The following is a 24,346-nucleotide window of genomic DNA, read 5'->3' on the forward strand; positions in this document are numbered from 1 at the left end:
CCCCGAAAGGAAACCCCATGACCAAGCCCCTGCTCCTGAACGCCTTCGAGATGCTCGTCCCTGTACACCAGTCGCCGGGACTGTGGCGGCACCCGGACTCGCAGGCTTCTCGGTTCGCCGAGCTTGGGTACTGGACGGACCTTGCCCGGGCGCTCGAAGAAGGCGGCTTCCACGGGATCTTCTTCGCCGACGTGCTTGGCCAGTACGACGTCTACGCCGGCAGCGCCGACGAAGCCGCGCGCGGGGGCGTCCAGTACCCCGCGCTGGATCCGCTGCTCATCGTCACGGCCCTCGCAGCGGCGACCGAGCGCCTGGGATTCGGCGTGACGGTCTCCGTGACGTACGAGCAGCCCTACCTCCTAGCCCGCAAGTTCGGAACGCTCGACCACCTCACGGGCGGACGGATCGGCTGGAACATCGTCACGTCCTACCAGGACTCGGCCGCGAGGAACCTGGGGCTGGACCGCCAACTCCCGCACGACGAGCGCTACGACCGGGCAGAAGAGTTCATGGATGTCGTCTACAAGCTCTGGGAGGCCTCTGTCGGCGAGGAAGCAGTCCTTGCTGACCCGGCAGCGAACGTCTTCGTGGACCCGGCCCGCGTGCACGGAATCGGCCACGAGGGCCAGGGCTACACCATCCCCGGTCCCGCGCTCGTGAGCCCATCGCCGCAGCGCACGCCGCTGCTGTTCCAGGCCGGCGCATCCTCCCGGGGCAAGGCGTTCGCAGCCAAGCACGCCGAGGCCGTCTTCTTCTCCAGCTCGACCCCCGCCCAGGCCCGGAAGTTCACCGAAGCCCTCCGCACCGAGCTCGCCGCGGCCGGCCGCGCCCCCGGCTCGGTCAAGGCTTTCAATCAGGCCACGGTCATCGTCGCCGAGACCGACGAGGCGGCCGCGGCGAAGCTGGCCGACTACGAGGCCTATGTGGACACCGACGCTGCCCTGGCCCTGTTCGCGGGCTGGACAGGCATCGACCTCTCCGGCCTCGACCACGACGCACCGCTCGAGTACATCACGGGCGAGGGCAACCAGTCCGCCCTCGCACAGTTCACCACGCTCGACCCCGACCGGGCCTGGACGCTCCGCGAGGTCGCGAAGTTCGTCTCGATCGGAGGCCGCGGACCCGTCATCGTCGGCTCGCCCGGGACCGTCGCGGACGAGCTCGAGCACTGGGCCGAGGAAGGCGGACTGGACGGCTTCAACCTGACCTCCGCCGTCCGCCCCGCCGACCTGCTCGAATTCGCCCGACTCGTTTCGCCCGAGCTGCGGCGACGCGGGCTGCTCGCCCACACCGGGTCCCGCGCGACCTTCCGCGAAACCATCCTCGGCACAGGACCCCGGCTGGCACCCGACCACCCAGGACTGCGGGCAAAGGGCGTCACCCCCGACAGCACGGACACAAGGAAAACGCCGCCGGGGTCGCCTGCCTGAAGTGCGACTCCTAAAGTCATGGGCGTCAGGTCCCCCTGCGGCATCCACCCGGCGGCGACGGCTCCTTCTATAGTGCGCAGGTCTCATGACCCCGGCGACGTTGACATATTGCCCCGGCCATGGAATCGGGGAGTCCCCGAGAAAAGCCGGTCCGGGGCACCAACTGGGGTTATGCCGTCCGGCTGATCCTCCCCAGCCACGTGCAACGCCGTGGGTCATACGTGTGACCGTTGCCATGGCGCGGTTCTCGCATTTTGGGGATACTTGGTTTGCTCCTTCAGGCGCCGGATTCTTCCGCACTTCGCTCATATTGCGAGGACGTTCTAGGACCCCCTATGCCAGCACGACTCGTGCCACGGCACGGTGCTTGTCCAAACCCTTCAGCGCCGGTGGGGAATAACCTCGACGCCTGGGCGTCCGCCGATCAGTTGCTCGTACCCCATGACACCGTCGTCCGGCGGCGACGACAAATTGAAGAGCTACTAGGTTTTGAACTCAAGAACGTAATGGCTTTGACACACGTTGCGACCGGGCTCCAGCTCGAGGACATTGCTGCCGCAAGTCGGACATAACGGATCGAGGGGGCTCGCTCCTTCAAGGAATTGAGTCATAAAATCCAGCGCGCCCTCGGTACCTCCTGCCTGGCCGCTGGCTTTCCGGGCACAGGAAGGAATGCATTGCGCGCAACGCTCTCGATGGTTCCGCTCAACCTCTGACCTTGACGGCCCACACGATACGACGCAATTCCGGCTGATGAGCCGGTTACCCTGCCATCACCGGCTCTGACCTGGGTGATGCTTCGCGGGTGTCGTCGAGGAGTCCCACCGACGTGCCTAGTCTCGAGGCGCGAGCCGGCCGGCAACATAAAGTCCTCACGCCGTTAGCATCTGTTCTACGTACTCCAAGAAGTGCTTTGTCGTTGCCGTACCTGTCTCGTGGCGCCAGCACAGGCCATGACGAAATGTCGGTGCGTTGTCCGGGAGCGGTTTCCATACGACGCCGGGGAACTGCATCGCCTCGCCGCGTGAGCGTATCGCGATCGTGAACCCGTCTCCTTCTCCGACGGCAGAGGCGAGACGGATGGGGTCTGGCTCATACCGGTCCACTTCCCTCGTCCCGTGTGGGGAGAGGTAGTCCAGGACTCGATCATATGCGCCTGGGGCCTGTTCCCGGGGCCAGAAGAAGAACGGCTCACCCAAAAGGTCCTCGGGACTCACTTCTGCTTGAGAGGCAAGCGGATGTGAAGCGGGAAGTGCCACCGAAGGCGCCTCCTGGCTCACCTCAACGAACTCCAGGTCCTCATCCGTATCCACGGGGAGCAGCACAAGAGCCACGTCTACCTCTCCGCTTCGTAGCGCCTTGAGGTTCCAGTTCGTCCACGCCGTTTGGATGCGAACTTCCACGCCAGGGTAGTCACGCCGGAAGCTACTCAGCATGTTGTTGAACGCTGAAGGAGCGGGCGGGGGTGTGAGGACAATGCTAAGTGTCCCGGCTCGTCCGGATGCATACGCCCGCACCTCGTCCTCGACGCGCTCCAACTCCGCGATGAGATGCGCTGCGGAGCGATGGAGTGCCTTTCCGGCCACGGTCAACGTAACGCCACCTTCACGCTCGAACAACCGGACGCCGAGCTCTTGCTCTAGCTTGAAAATTTGTTGCGACAGGCCCGGTTGGGAGATCAGGAGCTTCTTAGAAGCGCGGCCAAAATGCAGCTCTTCTGCGAGGGCAAGAAAGTACCGAAGGCGCCATATTTCCATGCTGTGATGATAACGATAATTGTCGCTTATTGGATGCCCCTGATGTTCTATTGGACGCCCTCGCGAACCGGAGGTTTCATGGAAATGAACACTTCGTGACCACAAAGGTCCGATCAGTATGGAGAGCATGTCGGGGTCAGGCAGACAGTGCGGCGGATGCAGCGACGCTTTCATATCGCAAGCCCGATTTCCCCAGCAATCCAATCACAAAGGAAGCATTCATGCGCTATACGTTGTCCGCCGATACGGGCGGAACCTTCATTGACCTCGTAGTCAGCGATGAACACGGGAACATGCACATTGGCAAGGCACTGACCACGCACGGACGCGTGTTCGAGGGGATGGAGAAGGCGCTTTGCCGAGTCGGGGAAGACCTGGGCGTTCCGGCAAAGGAGATCCTTGAGAACACGGACTTGTTCATCTATGGCACCACCCGTGCAACCAACGCGATCGTTAACCGCACGGTAGCGAAAACCGCCTTCCTGACCACGGCAGGTTTCCCGGATACTCTGCTCCTCAAGGAAGGCGGAAAACGGGACGTCTTTGATTATCTGACTGAATACCCCAAACCCTACATTTCGCGGCGGAATACATTCGAGGTGCCGGAACGTGTCAACTCCGAGGCCCGGGTCGTAACCGAACTTGACGAAGCTGAAGTACGAAGGATTCTGACCCGGCTGCGAGACGGGGCCTACGAAGCGGTGGCCGTGTCGTTTCTCTGGTCGATTATCAATCCTGCACATGAATTGCGTGTCGGAGAGCTCATCGAAGAAGTCCTACCGGGCATACCGTACACCCTCTCTCACCGTATTGCGCCCGTCGTCAGGGAGTACCGACGTGCCTCGGCAGCGGCGATCGACGCGTCCCTCAAACCCTTGATGCAGCGGCATTTCCGGGAACTCGAGATGGACCTTCGGAATTATGGCTACGAAGGCCAGCTGTTGGTTTCCTCCAGCATCGGTGGGGTGTTGAGCATCGAGGAGATGATTGCCGCGCCCATCAACGCCGCGAAGTCGGGTCCGGCCATGGCGCCTGTTGCGGCCGTGGCGTTCTCCGAGGCCGAGCTGCTGGGTGGTAATACCATTGTCTGCGACACCGGAGGTACGACGTTCGATGTCGGCCTCTCACGGAACTCTGAGCTGATCTACACACGCGAAACCTGGTTGGGCGGCGAATGGGAAGGTGACCTGCTGGGCATCTCGTCGGTGGACATACGCTCCATCGGTTCCGGTGGTGGATCCATCGCCTGGGTGGACGAGGGCGGGCTGCTGAGGATCGGCCCCCAATCCGCCGGGTCCGAGCCGGGCCCTGCCTGCTACGGGCGAGGAGGGACCGAGGCGACCCTTTCGGACGCTGCGTGCGTCTTGGGATTCTTCGATCCGGAGTATTTCCTGGGCGGACGGATGGAGCTCGATGTCGAGGCCGCCCGCACAGCCGTGGCGCGGATCGCGGACCGGCTCGGCAAGAGCGTCCACGAGACCGCGTGGGGCATTCTCACCCTCTCCAGCGACCACATGGTCAAGGCCGTCAACGATATGACCGTCTCGCAGGGCCAGGACCCGAAAGAAAGCACCGTCGTTGCCGGCGGCGGCGCCGCCGGCCTCAACATCATGCAGATTGCCTCCGAACTGGGCAGCGAAAAGGTCATCCTGCCCAAGACCGCTGCCGCGCTTTCCGCCTCCGGCATGCATTTCGCCGACATCGTCAAAGAAGCTTCGGCACCCCTGATCACCCGCTCCGGCGAGTTCGACTTCGCCGCAGTTAACACCGCCCTCGAAACCCTCGAAGCGGAACTTCACGCCTTCGGCCTGCGCCTCAGCCTGACCACGCACGACTACCGCATCGAATACTTCACCGAAGCCAGATACGCCGGCCAGGTCTGGGACATCGTCGTACCGCTTCCCGGTTCACGGTTTGGCGGGTCCGCTGACCTTAACCTCGTAATTGACACCTTCCATGAAACGCACGAACGGCTCTTCGCCGTCCGCGATGAGAAGGCGGGCCTCGAGTTCATCAGCTGGAAGGCCCGGCTGGTAGCCGGCAGCATCGACACCAGCCGCGCCACCCCCGTGTCCGCGGAACGGTTCCGTGGCGCAGCAGACCGAACCCGTACCTGCTATTTCGGCCCGTTCGGACACATGGACACAGACATCTACCTTCCCAACGGTCTAACACCGGGCGCGTACGTATCGGGTCCCGCGATCATCCAGGAACCCACCACCACTCTGGTGGTCTACCCCGGAATGGCCGCAGAAGTCAGCGGATCCGGAAACTACATCCTTCACATCAACGACCTCGAAGGGAGCACCCTGCGATGACAACACAGACTGTCGACGACGTCACAGCCACGAGCTTCGACCCCATTCTCACCTCCATCCTGGCCAACCGCATGGACGGAATCGTCCGTGAAATGACGAGCACCATGCTCCGCTCTGCCCGTTCCGCGGTGATCAACAGCGGGCGTGACTTCTCTTGTGCGATCGCTACGGCCGACAGCAGACTGCTGGCTTGCGCGGAGGGTATACCGGTGCACATCTTCGGCGTGCAGTTGCAGGCCTCGGAGGTGGTTGCCGCCCATCCCGACATCGCCGAAGGCGACGCCTTCCTGGACAACAACCCCTACGGGGGCAACTCTCACGCCGCCGACCACACCGTACTCGTGCCGGTCTTCGTCGACGGCGAGCACATGTTTACCGCGATCTCCAAGGCCCACCAAGCGGACGTGGGCAACTCCATCCCGACGACCTACTACGCCGCCGCGAAGGACGTGTACCAGGAGGGGGCACTCATTTTCCCGGCTGTACGCGTCCAACGGCACTACGTCAGCGATGAAAACATCATGCGGATGTGCATGGCCCGCATCCGCGTGCCGGATCAATGGCACGGGGACTTCCTCGCCGCCGTCGGCTCCGCCCGGGTCGCCGAACGCCGGCTGAAGGAAATGTGCGCCAAGTTCGGCAAGGACGTCGTCAAGAACTTCATCGAAAACTGGTTCGACTACTCGGAGAACCTGATGAAGAAGGCAATCGGGAACTTTCCGGCGGCCACCCTGCACAACACCGGTGCGCACGACCCGTTTGCCCCGTACTTGCCCGAGGGTCTGCCGATCAGCGCCACCATTGAGATCAAACCCGCCGAAGGGCTCATCGCGGTCGACCTGACGGACAACCTGCCCAACGTGGACTGCGGACTGAACCTGACCGAATCCACCACCGTCTCGGCCGTATACAGCGGGATCTACAACAGTCTCGGGGTCAGCGTGCCTAAGAACGCCGGTGCTTTCCGGCGCATCGAAGTCAGGCTGAAGAAGGGCTCGGTCGTGGGAATCCCGGAATTCCCGCACAGCTGCTCCGTGGCCACAACAAACCTTACAGACCGGCTGACTAACTGCATCGGCTCAGCCTTCGCCCAGCTTGGCGAGCCCTATGGGATTGCGGAAGGACCTGTTGGCTTGGGAGTCCCCCACGCCGTTATTGCCGGCCACGACTCACGTACCGGCGAACGATTTGTGAACCAGCTATTGATGGGGGCAGCCGGTGGCCCCGGCAGTCCCACCTCCGATGGGTGGTTGACCTGGAATCTGCCCGGCACTGCAGGACTGACCTACCGGGACTCCATCGAAATAGACGAGATCAAGATGCCCATCCACTATCGCCATATCCGCATGCTCACCGCGGCAGGGGGCGCCGGCAGGAACCGGGGAGGATCAACCGTGGACATGGCCTACGAATCCAAAGAGGACGGGATCTCCGTCATCTACCCCTGCGACGGGCAGATCAACGCTCCCAAGGGCGTCCTGGGCGGCCACGACGGCGCCTTGGCTGCCGGATGGCGCATCGACACAGACGGCAATGAGACCATCCTTCCGAACAACGTCGAAATCGTCCTCAACAAGGGAGAAGCGATACGCGGCGTGGAATGCTCCGGAGGCGGGTACGGCAACCCGCTCGATCGCGATCCGCAAAAGGTGGCCGACGACGTTCGGGAGCTTTGGGAGACCCCCCAACGCGCCCGGGAGATCTACGGCGTCGTCCTCCGCGCCGACGGCGAAGACCTGAGCGTCGACGATCAGGCCACCCAGGACCTGCGGCAACGACTCAAATCGACAGCGTCCGGCCCCGTCGGCGCAAGCAACTGACGAAAGCCGCGTTCAGATATTCGCATGCAGGGCCACGGGATCCCTGCGGTGTTCTGACTCGTCCGCCTTACCCGCTCATATATGACCAGACTCACTGGCGTCCCCAACTCCAACAGAAGCAGACATCATGGATCACGTAGCCCCAATTATTGCCTGGCATCATGACTCGACCCAAGCCTTCGTCCCTACTTCGGAGGCGGGCGTCCGATGACAGGCCACAACATCAGACCAGCTTCGGAGCATTCAATGAATGACCGATATGCGGGGTCGCGCAGCTACATGGCCCGGGCTCGGCAGCTCATTCCGCGGGGGGTTACGTCTGCGAAGAGAGCGGCTCTGCGTCCGACTCCTCTCGTGTTCGCTTCCGCTAGCGGCAGCCACATCGTCGACGTTGACGGAAACGAGTACGTTGACTATGTAGGCGGCTACGGCCCCCTGCTGCTGGGCCACGGCTTCGAGCCTGTCGACTCCGCGGTGATCAAGCAGCTTGCCATGGGCACCCTCTTTGGTGGGCAGCACGCCGGGGAAGCCGAGCTCGCAGAATTGCTCATCAACGCGGTACCCAGTGCAGAACGGGTTCTGCTCAATGTGACCGGCAGCGAAGCAGACCATGCTGCTCTTCGCCTGGCCCGCGCTGCGACCAAGCGGCGGCTGATCATCAAATTCGCCGGGCACTACCATGGCTGGATCGATCCGATCACGGCGAACGGCCCCGGCACTCCGGTCCCGGCAACCCCCGACGACCGTGTCGCTCCGTCCTATGCCTTCAGCAGTGATGACATCCTGATCTGCCGGTGGAACGATGCGGAAGCGCTCCGCGGACTGCTTGCCGAGGTCGGTGGCGAGGTAGCAGCCGTCATTCTCGAACCCGTCGCTGTGAACGCCGGCTGCCTGGCACCCGATGACGATTACCTCCAAGCGGTCCGGGAGCTTTGCACAAAGCACCAGGTGTTACTGATCTTCGACGAAGTCGTCACCGGGTTCCGCGTGGCACTGGGCGGCGCACAGGAGCGCTACTCGGTGTACCCGGACCTCACGGTTCTAGGCAAAGCCATCGCCGGAGGACACCAAATCAGTGCCGTCGTCGGGCGGGAGGACGTCCTTCGTATCGCCGAAGACCGGATGGCCTGGGCGGGGACCTTCAACGGACACGCACTGGCGGTGGCCGCTGCCGCGGCCACGATCAAGCACCTGACCAGCCACCGAGAGGACATTTATCCGCGACTCGAACAGGCCTCCGGTGCATTGGTCGACGGCATCAATGCAGCCGGTCGTGCGGCGGGTGTTCCATTGACCGCGGCACATGTTGGCTCGGTGGTACGGCTGTACTGGGGGGTGCCATCGCCGACCAATCGCTACGAGAACATCCTTCTCGGAGACACTCAATCGCTCAGCGAATTTTCGGCCCGACTCGTCGACCTCGGTATTCACGGGCGGGAAAGCGGCCTCTGGTACGTGTCAGCGGCACACACCATGGCCGACATCGACCGGACAATCGCCGCGGCTGAGACAGCGCTGACCCAAATGAGCTCATCGCCTCAGACCCTTGGCACTTTGGTGCGGTGAATCATGGGCCCTCACGAAACGCTCTTTCCAACAGAACCAACCAACAAACCCCCGATGGCACAACGCCGTGCCACAAATGCACGCCATTTTGAGGAGAAGAAATGAACACCTCGGCAACCCAGGAAACCCGCTCCCCTGACCAAAGAAGGGAGTTGAAACGGGTCATCACCTCGAGCTATGTGGGAAGCGCGATTGAGTACTACGACTTCCTGCTCTACGTGACCGCCGCCAGCCTCGTCTTCGGCGACCTCTTCTTCAGCAACATGTCACCCGTGGTGGCAACCCTCGCGTCGCTGTCAACGCTGGCCGTGGGCTACCTCAGCCGGCCACTCGGAGCTATTATCTTCGGCCACTTTGGAGACAAGATCGGCCGCAAATCCATTCTGGTCATCACGCTCCTGAGCATGGGACTCGCCACGGCCCTGATCGGCCTGCTTCCCACAAGCAGCCAGGTTGGCGCGCTGGCTCCCATCCTGCTGGTCTTGCTGCGCTTCATCCAAGGGATGGCAGTAGGAGGTGAATGGGGCGGCGCCGCCCTGATGGCCTTCGAGCACGCCCCCCAAAGGCATCGGGGCTTCGCCGCCAGTTTCGCCATGGCCGGAGGGCCCACAGGAACGATGCTTGCAGCAGCCGTTCTCAGCCTGTTCGCTCTCTTGCCCAAAGACCAATTCATGACCTGGGGCTGGCGGGTTCCATTCCTCATCAGCGCCGTACTCGTCATCTTCGGACTATGGATCCGCCTCCGCGTCTCCGAATCTCCGCTCTTCATCGAGGAACAACGGAAGCGAGCCACCAGCGGCAAGAAATTGCCCATGCCACTCCTGCAGGTGCTCCGCCGCCCGGGGACGCTGCTCGCGGTCTTCTTCGCCATCCTGTCTGCCTTCATTTTCAACAGCCTGCTGAACTCCTTCGGTCTCACCTACGCGAAGGCGAACGGGCTCCAAATTTCCTTGGTCTTGGCAATCCAGTCTGCCGCGGGACTCGTCGGCATCATCGGCCAGCTCGCATCGGGTGCACTCTCCGACAAGTTCGGACGTATGCGCGTGATGATCTTCGGCATGGTCGCGGGAGCACTGTTCACCTATCCATTCCTCCTGCTCACCGCCACGGGTCAATTCATCCAGGTGCTGATCGCCTTCGTCGTGATGAATGCGATTGCTGTCAGCCCGATGTTCGGACCGGTCGCGGCATACCTTAGTGAGCAGTTCCGTACGGGCTCACGGTACACAGGCGCTTCCCTCGGCTATCAGCTGGCGTCCACCGTTGGTGGCGGCTTCGGCCCTCTTCTGCTGGCTTCGTTGTTCGCCGCCGGGAACGGCGTGGGCCAGATCTACCTCATCGTTTTCGTGGTGGGCGTAAGCGTTTTGAGTGCTGTTGGCATGTGGGTACTGAGCCGAATCCGCCCAGCAGCCGCTGACTCAGCTGGGGAGCGTCACGAGCGAAAGGTAATCGCATGACCGTCACATCCGGGGTTGCCGGGACAAAGGACCGGCAAGCACTAGCGGCAAGGAAATCGAGAGCCGTGCAGCTCGTAGAACGTGGCTCGCAATAGCGAAGATCATTGCGGCTGGCTTCCGTCACGCCGACCACAGGACTAAGAGCATCAGCCAACAATTTTCACACTTGGCGTTCAGATCTGATCCCAGGGTTGTTTTTGCGAAGCTCCGCACCTGAGACTTCACCACAAGGAATACGACCAGTACGCCGCTCATTGTCGCGCTGGTCGTATTCCTTGTCGATTGTGGACGACGCCGACCGGACACTTACGTCCGGTGAGATGGTGTTAGGGGCGCCGCGGGAGTACCTGCTGGCTCAGCATTCGGGAAGAGGAGGACAATTCGGACGTGCCACACAATAATGCTCAAACGACAGACAGACAGACACGCGCACCGAGTGCAGCGCCCGATGGTTACGATGTGGGTAATGGATCTGAGAAAGCTTGAATACTTCCTCGTGCTCGCGCGTGTAGAGCACTTTGGGCGCGCTGCGGAGCGGCTGCATATGACCCAGCCTGGTTTGTCCCAGCAAATCAAGGCGTTGGAACACGAGTTGGGCGTTCGTCTCGTAGACAGAACTACCAAGCCCATTTCTCTCACTCCCGCTGGTGAAGTTCTCAGGGAACAGGGCGAACTCGTCCTGGCGCAGGTCGGTCTGTGCGTGGAGCGGGTGCGCCTGGCGGAAAAGAAGATTTCCGGACTACTGCGCGTCGCCTATACGCGCTCGGGCGCAGACCTGAATATGTACAAAGTCGTGGACCGTTTCCGTTCTTTGTACCCTGAGGTCGAAGTGTCGTTGACTTCTGCATGGACTAGCCGGAACTTGCAGATGCTGGAAGCCGGGGAGGTAGACATCGCCTTTGCAAGGTCCGTGGTTGACGGGCCGACGATCGAGACGATGGTGGTTGCAATCGAAGAGCTGGTTGTCGCAGCCCCCGAAGACCACCCTCTCGTGGATGATGAGTTCGTGACGACAGCCCAGGTCCGTGTCTACCCATTGGTGCATTGGCCCCGTGACCAGGGGCCGGACTATTACGACGAGATCAAGCGGCAGATTTGGGGAGACGCTGATCAGGAAATTGCCATGGAGCAGCCTGAAGCGGAGCATATGCTTCGCCAGGTAGCCAACGGCGTCGGCATTGCCGTTCTTGATGAGCATCGCGCGGAAAAGCTTTGCCCGCCTGGCGTGCGCGTCAAGCACTTTCAGGACCCCGCTCCGACAACAACTTTGGGGGTTGCCTGGTCACGGGACGCTGCACATTCATCGGCCACGCAGCGTTTCATTTCCATGTGCCGACAGCACGTGTTCCAACCCGAAACCAGCAACGCAGAGCCTCCCACCGCTTAGTGGTGGGAGGCTCTGCGCGACCTCGCAGGCTTCTGTTCTTCTATAAGGACGCTTGATGATGCGATCTATTGGCCCGCTGTGAGCAGTCTGGTCAACGGCCGGCGGAAGAAGAGCAGGACTGTTCCGAGTAACGCGCCCGTGCCCGCGACGATGAGGAAATAGGTCGGCGACTCGATGACCGTGAAAAGCTGCCCGAGCAGCCCTGAGAGCGAAGAGCCGAGGGCCAAGGTCAGGAAGTTCAGGCCAACCATCTGGGACTTGAAGGTCGCCGGACCGATTTTTGTTGCAAGTGAAAGCCCGATGGGCCCCACGAAGACTTCCGACGACCCCGCCATGATCATGAATATGAAGATGAGTGCGAGCGGGATGTATGCGTTGCCGGTGCTCTGGGAGATGATCAGCAGGAAGAAGTAGGCCGCGCCGATCTGGATGAGCCCGATGGCAAACTTCGTGACGGGGGAAGGCTGCCGATCGCCGAGCTTGTTCCACAGGCGCGCCACGACAGGGATGACTAGCACGAGTGCGAGAGGGCTTGCTGTGGTGATCCACGCGACGGGGAGTGTCCAGTCGCCGATGTGCAGGTTGATGCGTTCCTTGATGAGGATTGAAATCGCTGTGAACTTCTGGAAGAGGAGGCCGAAGTAGATTCCGGCAGTCAGGAAGAGCGGCAAGTATCCGAGGACGCGGCGTCGCTCGTCCATGGTCACCGTTCTTGCGGTACACATGGTGATGAAGTACGCGGCGGCAGCGATGAGGGAGAGCACCGTGGTGGTGCTGGCGAGATTTTCCGCCCGCAGGAGTCCAGCCGATACGGAGACGAATACCACTTCGATTCCGGCTATGCCGATTCCAATGGCGAGCGGGATGCGGGTCCGGGGGAGGGGGTTATTGATCTGGCTGGCCCGCGCGGGCAGGCGTTTCATGGACAGGATGTACTGAACCAGTGCGGCAGCCATGCCAATTACGGCAAGACCAAAACCGAGGTGGAATCCAACTTGGTTCTGCGCGAAGCCGGTGGTGAGCGGGCCGGCTACTGCACCGACGTTAATTGCTAGGTAGAAGTAGGAGAAACTGACGTCACGCTCCTGCTGCTTTTTGCCTTCAACGATGAACCCGACGATTGAGGTGATGTTCGTTTTGAGGGCACCCGTTCCGAAGACGATAAGGATGAGCCCTGCGCCGAGGCCGCCGAGCCCCTGGGCGAAGGCAAGGACAAGGTGGCCGATGGTGATGACGATGGCTCCGAAGAGAACCATGTTCCTGGGGGCTACCAGTCGATCTCCGAGCCATGCACCGAGGATTTGGGCTAGGTAAACGGAGCCTCCGTAGGCGCCCACGACGCCGGCGGCGGCGGCGGGCGCAACTTCGAGCCCGCCCTGGGAGACGGAGTACAGCAGGTAGAAGGAGAGGATGCCCTGTAGTCCGTAGAAGGAGTAGCGCTCCCAAAGCTCGGTGCGGGCCATGTTCCAGACTCCTGGTGGGAGCTTGGATTTCGTTTTCGGGGTTAACTGAACTTGCTGGGTAACTGACGGGGTAGTCATCTTTGAAAAGTCCTGCCAATCGGGACCCACATCGAGCGATGAGGGATGTTTTTGGGTGTCTAAGTGGTTTCCCACCGGCGCTGCGGAAGCGGTACACGGTACAGACTCTTGAACCGTGGCTTGCGTTTTGGTGACGTGCTCCGCGGGTGCGAATCCGTTATTGTGCCGGGGAGCGGGGTGGGGTTGTGCCCTGAGGCATGGCGTCGTTCACTCTCGTCCCGCGACGGTCTGCGCCAAGGCTTCGTCGACAGCGCTTAGCGTCTGTTCGATGTCTGCGTCCGTGTGGACTGTAGAGATGTACCAAAGGCCGGTCTCGCGTGCGTGAATACCGCGTCTAATGAGTTGCTCTGAGAAGTCTTGCAGAGGGTTGGTTTGTCCTGCCAATGAGTCGGAGTACGTGCGTACGGGAGTTGGGGCGTTCCAATGGAGACGTAACAGTCCCTCTGCCTGCAGTACCTGGAGAGGCGCGCCATGATTGGCAGCTCGTTCCCTGATGCCTTGGGCAAGGCTCGTCGAAAGGGTTTCGAGACGCGGATAGACGGCAGCTCGGTTGGTTTCAAGGGTTTCCAACGTCGCGTTGGCCGCTACGACCGCGAGAGCATTGCCGTTGTATGTTCCAGCGTGGCCTACGGTCGTCTCCGCGACACGCATGACGTTTGCTCGCCCGACGACGGCACTGATTGGAAATCCTGAGCCTAGCGCCTTGGCGAGTACAGTCAGATCTGGCACCACTCCGAGTCGCTGCTGGGCACCGCCGGGGGCCAATCGAAAGCCGGTCACGACTTCGTCGAAAATGAGAAGGCAACCGTATTCGTCGCACAGCTCCCTTGCGGCCGCGAGATACCCATCGTCTGCCCAGAGGTTGCCTCCATTGACCGCAACCGGCTCCATGATGACCGCGGCGACATCGGCACCGTGCCGGCGAAGGAGATCTGCAAGAGCCTCCACATCATTCCATGGACACACAAGAATCCCGGGACCCACCACGTTGTAGCTGGCCGCCTGCACCGGTCGGGGCGAGGGCCCCGTTCCAGGAGCGCTACCGGGCCCATTGGCTGTAAGCGGGTCGATCCAGCCATGGTAATGACCTTCAAATTTGATGACCGCCGTGCGGCCGGTCGCGGCCCGTGCGATCCGCACGGCGGCTTGATCCGCTTCGCTGCCCGTCACGTTAAGAAGGACCCGCTCGGCGCTAGGCACCATGTGGATGATGCGCTCGGCGAGTTCAGCCTCGGCCTCATGCTGGCCGCCGTACAGGACTCCGGCCGCCAGTTGTTTCTTAACCGCCGTGATAACGGGTTCGGGTTGGTGACCGAGGAGCATCGGACCGTATCCGGCAACATAATCCACATAGGTATTGCCATCGATGTCCGTGACCCGGCTTCCCTCAGCGTGGTTGAACACCAGGGGCGTGGGTCGCAGCATGGCCCGTCGCGATGAAGTCACCCCCCGGGGGATCAACGTACGCGCCCGGTCCATGTAGCGAACCGATCCATCCAAATTCCGGGGTGTCACGAGCTGGTTCCAGCTTTCAGGTGACTCGGGCGATGCCGCACTACGGCGCTTGAGGCGGAAACACTTCTTTTCATCTTAATGTCCTTTCTATTGACATCAGTTGGGATGGATAAATTAGAGCACCCGCCATCTCAGCGCCTCCAATAAAAGAATCCGGTACGTACATAAGCAGGGCTTATCGGGCGGATCCCATGGCCAGGCGGCCCTGCTCAACCCCGGCGAGGGCCCGCGAATCTTGCAGGAATGATCTACCTCGGAGACCATGCCATGGGCTCTCAAGAGGCCGATAATTTCTTCTTATCGGTGGTGCTGAAGTTTCTATTGGACGCCCGCGCACACAGAAGGTTTCATGGAAATGAACAAAAGTGTGACCGCACGGATGCGAATGACCACGGTAAGTCGCTTTAGCCCCGGGACGATGGCAGGCTGCCGGGAACTCCAGCCTCGTTATCCAGAGGAGACCACGCCGGGCTCGATGCTCTTCGTCGTGTTAGCGGCGGCAAGAGTGCCGTGAGTGTGCTCGGCTCGCGAACATTTGGTCGAAATTGGTCGGCGAGAATTTGACGGTGGCAAAGATTCCAGCGTGCGGCCTCATCGTGTTTTTGATGGATCGGCGGATGCAGTCGCTCGGTCGGGCAGCGTGGCCAAGCCGGGTTCACGGGCGGGCCATGCAGTTGGCCCAAAGCGGTCAATGGTGTGCTCTCGAGAGACGACGAGCACCTAGACATATAGGAGATAGTCGAATGACCAACACAGTCGCGGATGTCATCGCGAAAGTACTGAAACGAAATGGGGTTGATAACGTCTTCGGGCAGAGCCTGCCCTCTGCCTTCTTTCTTGCGGCCGAGAGACACGGCCTTCGACAGGTTAGCTACCGTACCGAGAACGCTGGTGGAGCAATGGCCGATGCGTTTGCCCGCCGCTCGGGGAAGATCGGTGTTATCGGAGCGCAGAACGGGCCGGCCGCGACGCTGCTGGTTCCCCCGATGGCGGAGGCGATGACGGCTTCCGTGCCGATGCTCGCCCTTGTGCAGGAAGTCCCCACGACGTCCGCTGACCGGAACGCCTTCCAGGAGCTCGACCACTACAAGCTCTTTGAAGGTGTGACCAAGTGGATCAAGACCCTGCGCGACCCTGAGCGCACCGAGGAGTATGTCGAGGCTGCACTGCGGGCAGCCTTATCCGGCCGTCCTGGGCCCGTGGTACTCCTCCTGCCGAAGAACCTGCTCATCTTGGAGGCACCCACTGTGAGCGACCGTCCCCGGGAGGGAGCGTCTGCATCGTTCCCCTTGGACCGGGTACGTCCCGATGCCGCATCGATTGACCGCGCCGCGGAGATCCTCAGCGCCGCTGAATACCCCGTCGTCATCGCAGGAGGCGGCGTTCACCTTTCCGGAGCGGTGGAGGAACTCGTAGAGCTGCAGGAATTGGCCGCGCTGCCCGTTGCCACGACGAACATGGGCAAGGGCGCCGTCAGCGAGCTCCATGACCTCTCGATCGGGGTCACAGGAAATGCGATGAGCAAGGAATCACCGCAGCGCCTCGCCCGTGAATTGCTCGGGAAAGCGGATGTCATCCTGCTCGTGGGCTCACGCACCAACGAGAACGGCACGGACGCTTGGACGCTTTACCCTGGATCTGCGAAGGTCATCCACATCGACAGCGACGGTAACGAGGTCGGCCGCAACTACGCATCAGTCCGGGTGGTCGGTGACGCAAAACTTGCCCTCCGCGATCTCAATGACGTCCTCGCCGGCATGGACCTCAGTTATCGGCGGTACCGACGTGATGCAGTAGTTGCAGAGATCGCGGAGGTACGGCGCACCCGCGAAGCAGTCATCACGTCCTTTGCGGAACCCGGGGAGTCAATCAAGCCACAAAGCGTTGCTGCTCTGCTCGATGAGCTGACGGATGGCGAGACGACCTTCACGGCCGACGCCAGTTACTCCTCGCTGTGGACCACCAACTATCTGCGGGCCAAGCGGGTCGGGCAGCGCTTCTTGACGCCCCGCGGGTTGGCCGGCCTGGGCTGGGGACTTCCCTTCGCACTCGGCGCACAGGTGGCCGATCCGGGAGGACGAGTCGTCTGCCTGACCGGCGACGGCGGGTTCGGGCACGTGTGGTCTGAGCTGGAAACAATGATGAGGGAGTCATTGCAGGTCACCGTCGTCGTCCTTAACAACCAGATTTTGGGATTCCAGCGCCACGCGGAATTCGTGCAGTTCGAAGCATGCACGTCCGCTTGTGAATTCTCTCCCGTCGACCACGCGGCTATCGCTCGTGCCGTAGGCATGGACGCCGTTCGGGTCGAGCGCGGCACCGAACTCCGGCCAGCGCTGGAGGCGGCGCTTGCTTCGAGGCGTCCGGTCTTGGTCGAGGTAATCGTGTCTCCCAACGAGCACCCGCCCATCACCCAGTGGGAAGCACGCGCGGAAGTCCTTGCCGCGAATCAACTTTCCTGATGAACAAGACTCGGTCAGCGGGACTATATTCATGGCGGGGTTCAGTTTGGCACCTCATGACCGCGTCAGCACGTTGCTGGGGCGGTCATCAGGCTGTTCCCTGCGATGGCTGAGTGAGCAAGGGCGGCCTTGGCCCAGTAGATGAGCACCGTCATTTTCTACATCGGGACCCAGAACTGCCTAGCCTCGGCGCGTGACCCCAGAGGTTTACGAGGAGGCGAATTGATCGCCTCCAGGCAGACGGAACAAGGCCAATGACATCCGAACTATTGCCAGACACAGACTTGACGCCATACTCGTCCCTGCATAACAAGACCAACGGCTGAACCACCAACCGTTTTGAGCGACCCGGCTAGCGATTGAAGAGATCCAGACGGGGAACAGGCCGGAACGCGGTCCAGCGCTCGGTCTCTACCCGCTGGCGGCTAAAATAGCTAACCGTAACGACCAGGGCTTTGAGGTTGTAGTAGCGGACCTTGCTTGACGGGACGCCGCATGGGACGGCGAACGCGTAGAAATGACGTTCGAAGAAGGCATCGGTCCGACCGACAGTGATACGCTGTCGACGGTTTTGCCCGAGTAGGAGAGCCGGACGGGAACATTGCGCTGTTTACGATTTCGTCCGCGAGCCTGACCGTGGCCTCGGCGAAACCGACCTCTCCGCGCGGCCAGATAGCGTCAGTGGGATGAACGCAATCGCCGACTCTCGGGCCGCCTCGACGCAGATCTGATGCGGCCGCACCCGAAACAGAAGCCGGTGGGGCGCGTGATTGTTCCGCGCCCCACCTCGTTCATGACGAGATCTTAATCGTCCGTTGAAGGATCTGCTCGATGTCGTTATCGTCCATGATGGTTGAAAGGGAAATGAGCCCGTTCGTCCCCAGCAACAGGCCTTCGTTGTAGGCCTTCCACCACGTGGTCGTCATGTCCTGGGGGAAGATTCTGATGAGGGATCCGAAGCCCGAACACCTGACGCCTGCCTGTTGCAGCTCCCCTCGCAGAGCGTTTCCTCTTGTGTTCAGGAGTTCAATGTCGGCCCGCTCGTAGGCCTTTAGGGCCGCCAGACCTGCACTCATCGTCACCGGATTCGCGCTGAATGTTCCACCCCAGGCAATCGTTCCGGACAAGGCAGGATTGGTCACTGCCATAACCTCGGTCTTGCCGCCGACGGCGCCGACTGGGAATCCACCACCAATCACTTTCCCTAGGGTGGTTAGGTCGGGTTCAATTCCGTATCGCTCCTGCAGCCCCCCGAAACCTGACCTAAAGGTGATAACTTCGTCGAAGATCAGCAGTGCTCCGATTGCTTCTGTCGTCTGGCGGACGAGGTTCACAAATTCGGGATCGGCCGGCGCGAGCCCTGCCCGGTTCGGCATGAGGTCGAGAATCACGGCGGAAATCTCTGGGCCGTGCTCGCGAATGACCCTGGTGTACTCGACAGCGTCGCCGACTGGGATGGAAATAACCGACTCGTTGATGTTGTTCGGGATACCGGGAGCGGCAGTATCGACGACCGCGTCCGACGTTCCGTGGTAACTGCCGGTGAAACGGACCAGGAGGTCGCGTCCTGTGTAGGCACGTGCGATGCGGATGGCCTGCATCACGGCTTCGGTTCCCGAATTTACAAATCTCCATTGTTCTGCGGCGGGAAGCCGGCGGGTCAGTTCGGTGGCGAGATCGATCTCTGATTCGGTGGGCAGGCCAAAAGCTGTGCCGAAGTTCAAGGTTGCCTGCACGGCGTTGATGATGGGCTCGAAGCGGTGGCCGTGAATCAGAGCGGTGTAGTTGTTGTTGCAGTCAATGACAGTGTGGCCGTCTACATCGGTGACATAGGCACCTTCACCCTTGGCTGCATATGGCGGGTTCGGCGGAACGAAAACAGTTGACCGCGTATTGCCGCCTGGCAAGACCTTGAGGGCGTGTTTGTGCAAAGTGGTGGTGATCGAGGTGGTTGTTGCGGTCATCGCTCAAGCCCCTCATTTGAAGCGGCGGGCTGGATGTTCACGCCGCGCGTTTCACGCGCGTTGAGGGCTGTGATGGCCACGATCGAGCATCCGAGGGCGACGTAAAGCTGGACAGCGAAGGTGGTGTGGAACGTTCCGAGAAGCCACAAGGAAATGGTTGGTGCAAGGCTGCCGCCAACGATGCCTGAGAGCTGGTATCCGACGGAGGCGCCACTGTAGCGGTGTTCGGTGTCGAAAAGCTCGCAAATCCACGAGGCCTGTACTCCGTACATGGCGGAGTGGAAGAACAGGCCGAGGACCACGGCGAGGACGATGAGCAGGGAGCTCTTCGTGTCCATCAGGGGGAAGAACGCGAAGACCCAGAGCAGGCAGCCAACGGCACCAAAGACCGTGACCCGGCGGCGGCCGAATTTGTCGCTCAGCGCGGCAAATGCGGGGTAGGTGAAGATCTGCATCGCGGCGGCGATCAGGCTGGCTATCAGGCCGACTTCACGGGGGAGCCCGAGGCTTTGGGCCACGTAGGTGAGCATGAAGGTGACACAGGTGTAGTAGACGATGTCCGCGCCGGCTCGGATGCCGATGACGCGGAACACTTCGCCCGGCTGCTTCCGGAAGACCTCGACGATCGGCGTGCGCTTAGGCTTCGTCTGGCGGGCTTCCTCCAAGGCAAGGAATGCCGGGGTTTCCTCGATCTGGCGTCGGATGTAGACGCCAATGAAGACAACGACTGCGGACAGAATGAAGGGCACACGCCAGCCCCAAGCCAGGAACTCGTCGTTCGACTGGAAGGCAGACATCAGGAAGAGCACTCCGGTGCTGAGCAGGGTACCGATGGGCACGCCGACCTGCACGAAGCTGGTCAGGAAGCCGCGGTTCGCGTCGGGCGCCCGTTCCGCGATCATCAGGGCCCCACCGGCCCATTCGCCGCCCAGCGCCAAGCCTTGGAGGAGCCTGGCGGCCACCAGAAGGACGGGCGCCAACATTCCGACCGAGTTGTAATCCGGCAGAAGGCCGATGGCGACAGTGGTGCCGCCCATCAGTGAGATGGTGATGAGCAGGATGTTCTTGCGACCAATCCGGTCTCCGAAGTGGCCGGCGATGACGCCGCCGATGGGACGTGCAATGAAGCCAACGGAGAATGTAAGGAAGGACAGAAGGGTGCCGGTGAGCGGGTCGAAGGAAGGGAAAAAGACCCGGTTGAAGACCAGGGCCGCGGCCGAGCCATAGAGGAAGAAGTCGTACCACTCAAGAGTGGTTCCGACGAGGCTTCCGGCGATCGCTTTTCTAAGCGATCGTCTGTCAGTTTGGGGAGATAGCATTACTTCACTCACTTTATGCTCCTTAGTGTTGGTGAGAGTGGTGGCAGTTGAAGTGGCACCTTCAACTGCCACCTGGGGATTTAGATGGGTAGGAGTTCGTGGACTGCGGCGTAGCGCTGGGCGGCGTCCTCGGCGGTGAGATAGCCGTTTTCGACGTCTTGAGCGATGGCTTCGGCGGAACGCTCAGCGGGGAGGCCGTAGCCTGCTCCGCCTGGTGTGCGTAGGCAGACAACGTCGCCTTTCTTGAGTGAGACGTTCTCGCCCTTGCTGACCATGGGCAGAACAACGGTCTGGCCGTCCAAACGGAACCAGGGCGAGGACGGCAGTCCGTTGGTGCCTCCGTTGCGGCCTTGCGGCGGGGTCTGGGATTGGTCGCCGAGGAGGCTGGCCTGCGCCTGATCTGATGTGAGCTCGAATTCGAAGTGCACCCCGAATCCGCCTCGGCTCCGGCCATCGCCCGCGGAGCCTTCACGAAGCCCGTACCTGTTAAACCGGATTGGGTACCGCTGTTCAAGGGTTTCGATGGACTGGACCCGGCCGATACTCATGAGAGAGCAGCCGTTGGAGAGTCCGTCTCCTTGCAGATGTCCGCCGTAGCCTCCACCGAGGAATACGTATATCACGTACGGTTCGCCGTCTTTGTCGATGCCGCCCATGGAGAGGTTGTTGACAGTGGCCGAGGAACCTGCCGGAACCATTTCCGGGACCGCACTGGCGAGGGCTCCCATGACTGCGGTGATGATGCGCTGGCTTGTTTCTGCTGCGCAGCCGGCGACGGGGCGAGGTGGCTGGGCGTTCAGGAAGACAGATTCGGGCAGGTTGAAGTGCAGCGGTGCGAAGATTCCGGAGTTGATCGGGATATCAGGGAACACGTGCTTGATGGCCACTACCGTGCTGGAGATCGTTGCGGCGCGGACTGAATTCATGGGCCCGGTACACGGTGCCGAGGAATGGCTGAAATCGATATCCATCTCGTCGCCCTTGACGGTGAGTCGGGCGTCGATGCGGAGGGGCTCGTTGGTGATTCCGTCGTTGTCCATCACTTCCACGAATGAATAGGACCCGTCGGGGATGTCTGAGATGTAAGAGCGCATCTGCGTTTCGCTGCGTTCTCTTAGTGTGGCGATGACCGTGTTCACTGATTCGGCGCCGTACTCGTCCAGGAGCTCGGTGAGGCGCGTGTCGCCCACCCGGAGGGCTGTTGACTGGGCGTCTATGTCGCCTAGGACGTCGTCCGGGATCCGGGAATTCATCTGCACGAGGCGGACGATGTCGGTCTGTAGTTCGTCTTGCTTGAAAAGCTTGACTGCCGGTATGCGCAGCCCCTCTTGGTAGCAGTCGCTGGCGGAGGCGCCGAACCCGCCGGGCACCCGGCCGCCGAGGTCCGGCCAGTGGCCGGTGTTGGCCAGGAACGCAAACAGCTCACCTTTGTAGTAGTAGGGTCGCACCAGCTTGGTGTCCATGATGTGGGTTCCACCGCTGAATGGGTCGTTGATGAGGTAGACGTCGCCGGGGGCGTGCTCGGCGGACTGTTCGATGACGGAGGCGACGGTGAACTGCATGGTGCCGACGAAGATCGGCAGTCCTCGGTGTCCCTGAACGATCATGCTGCCGTCAGTGGCGGAGTAGATCCCGTCAGCGCGGTCCCAGGCGTCCGAGATCACAGGCGAGAACGCCATGCGCTCGAAAACGGTGTCCATCTCATCCGCGATTTGTTCCAGACGGCCGCGGATTACAGCAAGAGTCAGGGGATCGATTTCGTTTTTCATGCCTGTACCTCTACGACGAGACTTCCGTTGGGTTGGACGACCGCGACGCTGCGCGGGGGCAGGATCGTGGTGGTGTCCGTTTGGTTGATGACTGCCGGACCTTGGATGGTCTGTCCTTCCGCGAACGTTTCCCGGCGCAGGACCGGGACTTCGTGGGGGCCATCTTCAAAGGTGACCGTGCGGTGGTTCTCAGTTGCCTGGGTCGGTGCCGGTGCCTCAAATTCAACGTCCTCGCGGGTCCCGGTGATCACAGTGCGGAGGGAAACCAGGTTGATGGCTCCGCTGCGCTGGCGGCTGCCGAAGGTTTCTGCATACTGCCCGAGGAAGGCTTCGGTCAGTGCCTCGGCGCTCCATCCTTCCTCGCGGGATCCCAATGGCACGTCAACGGTGTACACCTGTTTGGCGTAGCTCAAGACGGCGATGTGTTCGACCTCGATGTCCTCAGGCGTGAATCCCTCGGCAGCGAGTTTGTCGGTGCCCTTGTTCCTTTGTTCGGCCAGGATTTTCTGGATGTCGTCGACGGCGCAGTCCGCGACATCTGTTGCGACCGCGGTGACGAAGTCGTACTTGATGTCGCCCATGAGGCAGCCGAAGGCGCTAAGCGCTCCGGGGTGCGGCGGGATGATGATGGACTTGGCGCCGATGGCCCGGGCCAGCTCCGCGATGTGCAGTGGCCCGGCGCCGCCGAATCCGACCAGCGAGAACCGGCGTGGATCGTGACCTTTGTCGACGCTGACCATGCGGATAGCGTTGGCCATCATTTCGTTGGCGATTCGGACGATGGCGAGTGCTGCCTCGTGGACAGTCATGTTCAGAGGCGTTGCGATGTGCTTCTCGATGGCGTCCCAGGCTGCCTGATAGTCCAGCTGGAACCCGTCCTGGGTTCCGAGAGTCTGGGTGGCAGCGATCCGGCCCAACACCATGTTGGCGTCACTGATGGTCGGCCGGGTTCCGCCCCTCCCATAGCAGGCGGGGCCAGGGAGTGAACCGGCGCTTTCCGGACCGACTTTGATGATTCCTGCACGGTCGATGCTGGCAATGGATCCGCCGCCGGCGCCAATGGTTTTGATGTCGATCATCGGTATCTTGATCGGCAGTCCGTATTCGATTTCGCTTTCGTTGGTGATCGAGGGCGAGGCATTGGGTATGAGGGCTACATCGAAGCTTGTGCCGCCCATGTCGCAGGAAATCACGTTCGGCAGACCAGCGGCCTGGCCGAAGTAGGCGGCAGCCACCGTGCCGGCGGCAGGACCGGAAAGGAGGGTTCTTACTGCGAACTGGCCGGCTTGCTTGGCTGGGATGACGCCTCCGTTGGATTGCATGACCAGAACGTCCTGGCCGAAGCCTTCGGCGTTCATCCGCTCCTGCACAGTGTCCAGATACAGGGACATCTGTTTGCACACAAAAGCGTTGATCGCAGTCGTGCTCGCCCTCTCGTACTCGCCGGCCTGCGGAGAAATTTCATAAGAAGCCGAAACTGACACGCCCGGCAGCCTCTGCTCGATGCGGGCGGCCAGTCGGCGCTCGTGGTCGGAATTGACGTAGCTGTTAATCAGGCACAGAGCCACCGCTTCGATCTCATCGCACCGCAGGATTTCGATAAGCTCGTCGACGTTGGCTTCGTCCAGTGGGGTGATGATTTCCCCCCGGGCTCCGACGCGTTCGGTGATTTCGTAAGACCTGGAGCGTGGAACGATGGGCGTGTACTGGCCAGTCAGACCATAGGTCGTCGGGCGGTCCCGGCGACGCAGTTCAAGGACGTCCCGGAAGCCACGCGTAGTCACCAGAGCCGTTCGCGCGCCTTTGCGCTCCAGTACGGCGTTGGTGGCGACCGTGGTTCCGTGGAGGAGCGCATCCAGTTCGGACAACGGAACTCCGAACTGGCGAAGCCCGTTCAGGAGTCCGTCGGCTTGCATGGCGGGGGTCGAAAAGACCTTCGCGAGCCGGAGCTTTCGCTTTTCTTTTTCGTAGAGTAGGACGTCCGTGAACGTTCCACCGACGTCGATGCCTGCGACGTATGTCATGGGTTGTACCTTTCTAA

Annotated in this window: 14 protein-coding genes; 7 read left to right on the forward strand and 7 right to left on the reverse strand. The window is 61.4% G+C overall.

Features of this window, described 5'->3' with window-relative positions; translation table 11 throughout:
• The first annotated feature begins 17 nt into the window (after window positions 1–17).
• A complete protein-coding gene (locus tag AC3WJM_RS09730) occupies window positions 18–1,430 on the forward strand; it encodes an LLM class flavin-dependent oxidoreductase (RefSeq protein WP_492271755.1) in 1,413 nt (470 codons plus the stop codon).
• Window positions 1,431–2,302: 872 nt separating this feature from the next.
• Here the strand turns inward: AC3WJM_RS09730 and AC3WJM_RS09735 are convergent.
• Window positions 2,303–3,187 carry a LysR family transcriptional regulator gene (locus AC3WJM_RS09735; protein WP_492271756.1) on the reverse strand — a complete coding sequence of 295 codons (885 nt, stop codon included), beginning with the start codon at window positions 3,185–3,187 and terminating at the stop codon, window positions 2,303–2,305.
• 221 nt (window positions 3,188–3,408) lie between these two features.
• Here AC3WJM_RS09735 and AC3WJM_RS09740 point away from each other — a divergent pair, with 221 nt between their 5' ends.
• The 5 genes from AC3WJM_RS09740 (at window position 3,409) to AC3WJM_RS09760 (ending at window position 11,735) form a co-directional block, all read left to right on the forward strand.
• Entirely contained in the window at window positions 3,409–5,505 is a 2,097-nt protein-coding gene (locus AC3WJM_RS09740; protein WP_492271757.1) for a hydantoinase/oxoprolinase family protein, read from the forward strand.
• Complete coding sequence (locus AC3WJM_RS09745; RefSeq protein ID WP_492271758.1) at window positions 5,502–7,325, forward strand: hydantoinase B/oxoprolinase family protein; 1,824 nt, start codon at window positions 5,502–5,504, stop codon at window positions 7,323–7,325. Before AC3WJM_RS09740 ends, AC3WJM_RS09745 begins: the two co-directional genes overlap by 4 nt.
• Before the next feature lie 354 nt (window positions 7,326–7,679).
• Window positions 7,680–8,891, forward strand: a complete 1,212-nt coding sequence (locus tag AC3WJM_RS09750; protein WP_492271759.1) for an aspartate aminotransferase family protein — start codon at window positions 7,680–7,682, stop codon at window positions 8,889–8,891.
• Between the two features lie 101 nt (window positions 8,892–8,992).
• On the forward strand, window positions 8,993–10,348 hold the full coding sequence (locus AC3WJM_RS09755; protein WP_492271760.1) for an MFS transporter: 1,356 nt from the start codon (window positions 8,993–8,995) through the stop codon (window positions 10,346–10,348).
• 466 nt (window positions 10,349–10,814) lie between these two features.
• Window positions 10,815–11,735, forward strand: coding sequence for a LysR family transcriptional regulator (locus AC3WJM_RS09760; protein ID WP_492271761.1), 921 nt, complete (start codon window positions 10,815–10,817; stop codon window positions 11,733–11,735).
• A gap of 65 nt (window positions 11,736–11,800) precedes the next feature.
• On the opposite strand, the gene AC3WJM_RS09765 is transcribed toward AC3WJM_RS09760, so the two are convergent.
• Both AC3WJM_RS09765 and AC3WJM_RS09770 read right to left on the reverse strand, forming a co-directional pair.
• A complete protein-coding gene (locus AC3WJM_RS09765) occupies window positions 11,801–13,276 on the reverse strand; it encodes a peptide MFS transporter (protein ID WP_492271762.1) in 1,476 nt (491 codons plus the stop codon).
• Window positions 13,277–13,483: 207 nt separating this feature from the next.
• On the reverse strand, window positions 13,484–14,722 hold the full coding sequence (locus AC3WJM_RS09770) for an aspartate aminotransferase family protein (RefSeq protein WP_492271763.1): 1,239 nt from the start codon (window positions 14,720–14,722) through the stop codon (window positions 13,484–13,486).
• 812 nt (window positions 14,723–15,534) lie between these two features.
• Between AC3WJM_RS09770 and AC3WJM_RS09775 the strand changes: the two genes are divergently transcribed.
• Window positions 15,535–17,253, forward strand: coding sequence for an acetolactate synthase catalytic subunit (locus tag AC3WJM_RS09775; protein WP_492271764.1), 1,719 nt, complete (start codon window positions 15,535–15,537; stop codon window positions 17,251–17,253).
• A 791-nt stretch (window positions 17,254–18,044) separates the two neighbouring features.
• On the opposite strand, the gene AC3WJM_RS09780 is transcribed toward AC3WJM_RS09775, so the two are convergent.
• The 4 genes from AC3WJM_RS09780 to AC3WJM_RS09795 all read right to left on the reverse strand — a co-directional run bounded on the left by AC3WJM_RS09780 (window position 18,045) and on the right by AC3WJM_RS09795 (window position 24,329).
• Window positions 18,045–19,217, reverse strand: a complete 1,173-nt coding sequence (locus AC3WJM_RS09780; protein WP_492271765.1) for an aspartate aminotransferase family protein — start codon at window positions 19,215–19,217, stop codon at window positions 18,045–18,047.
• Window positions 19,214–20,548 (reverse strand): MFS transporter, encoded by a 1,335-nt coding sequence (locus AC3WJM_RS09785; RefSeq protein ID WP_492271766.1) that lies wholly within the window; start codon window positions 20,546–20,548, stop codon window positions 19,214–19,216. Before AC3WJM_RS09785 ends, AC3WJM_RS09780 begins: the two co-directional genes overlap by 4 nt.
• Before the next feature lie 68 nt (window positions 20,549–20,616).
• On the reverse strand, window positions 20,617–22,305 hold the full coding sequence (locus AC3WJM_RS09790; RefSeq protein WP_492271767.1) for a hydantoinase B/oxoprolinase family protein: 1,689 nt from the start codon (window positions 22,303–22,305) through the stop codon (window positions 20,617–20,619).
• Window positions 22,302–24,329: a hydantoinase/oxoprolinase family protein gene (locus tag AC3WJM_RS09795; protein ID WP_492271768.1), complete on the reverse strand. Its 2,028-nt coding sequence runs from the start codon at window positions 24,327–24,329 to the stop codon at window positions 22,302–22,304. The genes AC3WJM_RS09790 and AC3WJM_RS09795 overlap by 4 nt, the downstream gene beginning before the upstream one ends.
• Between the last annotated feature and the right edge of the window lie 17 nt (window positions 24,330–24,346).

Source organism: Arthrobacter sp. FW306-1B-G06A (assembly GCF_058781765.1).